Below are 4,142 nucleotides of genomic sequence, written 5' to 3' on the forward strand. Positions count from 1 at the left end.
AATCCGATTGGCGTAGCGGCCCGCCGTTACCCCCAGATAGGCGGGATTATCGGCATAGCCCGACAGCGCCGCGTGGCCGAGAACGACCGACTGCGGCCCCTGTGCGGTTTCTAAGGAAAGATCGGCCAGGGTCGCGCCGAAACTCAAGATTTTCGCCCGCATCCCGCTAGCGCCGGTGAGGGTGACGGCCTCAACCGGTTGCCCGCCGATTTCTCCAACCCTCTGTCGGCTCATGCCGCCCCCCGCCGCAAGCTCGAAAACGAGCGCGTAATCGCGCGCTGAAACACAATAAAGGCGAAGAGCAAACCTCCCACGGCAATTTTCGTCCACCAGCTATTCAGGCTGCCGTCGAAAGCGATCAGCGTTTGAATTACGCCCTGGATCAGCCCCCCGAAGAGGGTTCCGACGATATAGCCGACGCCGCCAGTCAGCAGCGTGCCGCCAATGACCACCGCCGCAATCGCGTCCAACTCCACCCCCACCGCCGCCAGCGGATAGCCCGAAGCCGTGTAGAGCGTATAGAGCACGCCCGCTAAGCTGCTGTAAAAGCCGCTGAGAGCGTAGATCCCGACCGTGGTCCGCCGCACCGGCACGCCCAGCAGCACCGCCGAGGCGCGGTCGCCGCCCAGCGCATAGACATTGAGGCCGAAGCGCGTCCAATGGGCAAGAATAACGCCAAGGCCGAGCGCCGTGAGCATTATCAACGCCGAGGCCGACAGCCCGCCCCGCCCTGGGAGAGGCAGTTTGAAGCCCGCAACGCTTTCAAGGAACGGGCTTTGAATCGGGATCGATTCCAGCGTCAGCCCGAAGGCGAGGCCGCGCAGCAAGAACATGCCCGCCAAGGTCACGATAAAGGGCTGAATCTCGAAAACGTCGATCACCCACCCCATCGCAGCCCCGAACAGCACGCCGAACAGCAGCGCCGCCGCCACAGCCGCCAGCGGGTGCCAGCCTGCCTTGGTAATCAGCAGCGCGCAGCCGACGCCGACGAAAGCGATCATCGAGCCGACCGAAAGATCAATCCCGCCCGCGAGAATAACAAAGCTCATGCCAATCGCCGCCGTAATGACGAAGGCGTTATCGGTCAGCAGGTTCCCCAGCACGAGGGTGGAGGCGAAATTGCGATACTGCGCCATGCCAACCCCATAGAGCAGCAGCAGCACCAAGAGCGTCGCCATCAAGGGGATAAGCCGTTCGTTCTTGAGCATAACCCGCTCCTAACCCCGCCCGAAGCGGATCGACCCCAGCCGGGGAGATTGCAAAAACAGAACGGCCAAAATCACGAGCGCTTTCACCACCAGCGTATATTGCGGCGGCAAGCCGCTGACCAGAATGGAGGTGGTGAGGCTTTGAATCACCAGCGCGCCAATCAGCGTTAGTCCCAGGCCGAAACGCCCGCCCTTCAGCGCGGCACCACCGATCACCACCGCGAGGATCGCGTCCAACTCCAGCCACAGCCCGGCATTATTGGCGTCGGCTCCACGAATATCTGCCGTCAGGATAATCCCGGCGCAGGCCGAACACAGTCCCGAGAGGGCATAGGCCGACAGCCGCACCCACCGCGCATCGATCCCCGCGAGCCGACTTGCGGCAGCATTGCCGCCAACGGCTTCGAGAAATAACCCCAAGGCGGTGCGGCGCAGGATGAGCCCCAAGGCGAGCGCAAACGCCGCCATTAGCAGCACTCGAACCGGTAGGGCCAGCAGATAACCGCTACCGAGGAAACTCATCAGGTCGCTGTGAAAGGTAATGATTTGCCCGCCGGTTATCATCTGGGCGATACCGCGCCCGGCGACCATCAAAATGAGTGTGGCAACGATGGGCTGAATATCGAGAAAGGCGACGAGAAACCCATTCCAAATCCCGCACAGCATTCCAACCCCGAGGGCAATGAGCAGAATAAGCGCGGGCGACAGCTCGGTCGCGCGCAGCAGCACCGCCGCCGTCGCGCCGCAAATGGCGATAATCGCCCCGACCGAAAGATCGATCCCGCCGGTGGCGATGACCACGGCCATGCCGAGCGCGACAAAGGCCAAAGGCGTCGCCCGGTGGACAATATCGATCACGCTCCCGTAGAAATGCCCATCGACCATCCGCACGGCGAAGAAGCCCGGCGAGAGCAGCAGATTGGCGAGCAGAATGGCGGCAAGCGCGAAAAGCGGCAGAATCCAGCGCCGGTCCAGGCTGGAAAGAGAGAAACTCATGGGGCAATCGCCTCGATAATCGCGGCCTCGGTAATGGCGCGGCCCGCGAGTTCGGCCACGCGCCGCCGGTCGCGCAAGACGACAACATGGTCGGCCACGGCGGTTATTTCGTCCAACTCGGAGGAGACCAGCACCAGCGCCATGCCGTCATCGCAAAGTTTTCGAATCAGAATCATGATTTCCGCGTGCGCGCCGACGTCGATCCCGCGCGTCGGCTCGTCCAGCAGCAGGATTTTGGGGTTCATAATCAGCCAGCGGGCGAGAATGACCTTTTGCTGATTACCGCCGCTGAGCAGCCCCACCGGCTTTTCGGCATCGGGCGTGCGAATGCTGAGCGCTTTTATCATTTCATCGGCGACCCTGAGCTGTTCGGCGCGGGGAATCGGCTTGCGCCAGCCTTGGCGGGCTTGCAGCGCCAGAATGATATTTTCGCGCACCGAGAGGTCGGCGACGATGCCGTGGCGCTTGCGGTCTTCCGGACAAAAAGCGAAGCCGAGGCGGATGGCCTCGCGCGGCGTGCGCACGTCAATCGGTATCTCGTTCAGCACAATCCGGCCGCGATCGGCCTTTTCGTCGCCAAACAGAAGCTGCACCGTCTCGGATCGGCCCGAACCCAGCAACCCCGCCAGCCCCAGCACCTGCCCGGCCCGCAAGGTTAGATCGACGTGCTCCAGATGATGCCGTTTGCCGATGCCTTCAACGCGCAAAAGCGGCGGCATGCTTGGCTCGGTCCCCGAATCCGCATGCCGCGCGCTGGGAAGCGCTGCCGCGTGCTGGCCGAGCATCAGGCGAACAAGATCCCGCCGAGGCAGGGCCGACGCAAACTCGCTGCCCACGCGCTTACCATTGCGCAGCACGGTAATGCGGTCGGACAGGGCATAAACCTGATCGAGAAAATGCGTGACGAACACAATGGCGATGCCTTGCGCCTTCAGGCGGCGCAGCACCTGAAACAGCACCTCCACCTCATGGCTATCAAGGCTTGCGGTCGGCTCGTCGAGAATAAGGATTTTCACATCCCCAGCCAGGGCGCGCGCGATGGCGACCATTTGCTGAATAGCGATGGAGTAGGACCCCAGGAGCTTGTTTACATCGAGCGTCAACCCGAGGGGCTTCAGCAGCGCCTCGGCATCGGCCTTCGCCGCCCGCCAGCGGATCAACCCGGCGACGCGCTTTTGCCGCCCGAGGGTGAGATTCTCCGCGACCGTCAGCGTCGGCACTAAATTGACTTCCTGATAGACTGTACTAATCCCCAGCGCCTGCGCCTCCTGCGGGGTGCGGGGGTGAATCGGCTGCCCAGCAAGCCGCATTTCCCCGCCGTCGCGACGGTAGAGGCCGGTGAGAACCTTAATTAGCGTTGATTTGCCGGCACCATTTTCCCCCAAAAGCGCGTGGATTTCGCCCGGATAGAGATCGAAATCCACCCCATCGAGGGCTTTAACACCGGGAAATACCTTAGTAATACCGACAAGAGACAATACGGCAGGCTGAAGCATTCGGCTCGCCCCCTTCCCTTAATTTACCGAGAAAAGAATGCCGGAGGGTCTCCAATGGGGGTGAAAACCCTCCAGCATCCAGGGGGGAGCTATTTTGCGCTACGGCGCTTATATTCGTCGGCAGCGGTATCGGGCAGATAGAGGGGGCCTTGCGCCTTGATCCATTTCGCGACGGGCTTGCCTGCTTTGGCAGCATCGATGGCATCAAAGGCCGGACCGCCCAGGTGCGGGTTCAACTCGATGGTCGCATTGGCGTCGCCATCCGCCATTGCCTTGAAAATATCCGGCACGGCATCGATGGAAATGATCGACAAATCCTTGCCGGGTTTCAAGCCCGCTTCCTGGATCGCGCCGAGAGCCATATCATCGTTATGCGCATAAACGGCGCAAATCGACTTGCCACCGCCTTCGGCCTTCAGGAAGCTCTCCATGACTTCTTTAC

At 61.8% G+C, this 4,142-nt stretch carries 3 protein-coding genes and 2 pseudogenes; all 5 read right to left on the reverse strand.

Features of this window, described 5'->3' with window-relative positions:
- A pseudogene (locus ACIQ36_RS18990) lies at positions 1-234 on the reverse strand (hypothetical protein); the annotation flags it as partial.
- Complete coding sequence (yjfF, locus tag ACIQ36_RS18995) at positions 231-1,208, reverse strand: galactofuranose ABC transporter, permease protein YjfF (protein ID WP_395832269.1); 978 nt, start codon at positions 1,206-1,208, stop codon at positions 231-233. The pseudogene ACIQ36_RS18990 and the gene yjfF, both read right to left, overlap by 4 nt.
- Positions 1,209-1,217: 9 nt before the next feature.
- On the reverse strand, positions 1,218-2,204 hold the full coding sequence (locus ACIQ36_RS19000; protein ID WP_395832271.1) for an ABC transporter permease: 987 nt from the start codon (positions 2,202-2,204) through the stop codon (positions 1,218-1,220).
- Positions 2,201-3,700 carry a sugar ABC transporter ATP-binding protein gene (locus tag ACIQ36_RS19005; RefSeq protein ID WP_395832273.1) on the reverse strand — a complete coding sequence of 500 codons (1,500 nt, stop codon included), beginning with the start codon at positions 3,698-3,700 and terminating at the stop codon, positions 2,201-2,203. The genes ACIQ36_RS19000 and ACIQ36_RS19005 overlap by 4 nt, the downstream gene beginning before the upstream one ends.
- 89 nt (positions 3,701-3,789) lie before the next feature.
- Positions 3,790-4,142, reverse strand: a pseudogene (locus tag ACIQ36_RS19010) (sugar ABC transporter substrate-binding protein); the annotation flags it as partial.

The sequence above is a fragment of the Elstera sp. genome (assembly GCF_044372965.1).
In the GTDB taxonomy this organism is placed as follows: Bacteria; Pseudomonadota; Alphaproteobacteria; order Elsterales; family Elsteraceae; genus Elstera.

Coding starts and splice junctions, on each gene's coding strand:
- yjfF (WP_395832269.1), bottom strand. CDS start 1,208: ATGCTCAAGAACGAACGGCTTATCCCCTTGATGGCGACGCTCTTGGTG.
- ACIQ36_RS19000 (WP_395832271.1), bottom strand. CDS start 2,204: ATGAGTTTCTCTCTTTCCAGCCTGGACCGGCGCTGGATTCTGCCGCTT.
- ACIQ36_RS19005 (WP_395832273.1), bottom strand. CDS start 3,700: ATGCTTCAGCCTGCCGTATTGTCTCTTGTCGGTATTACTAAGGTATTT.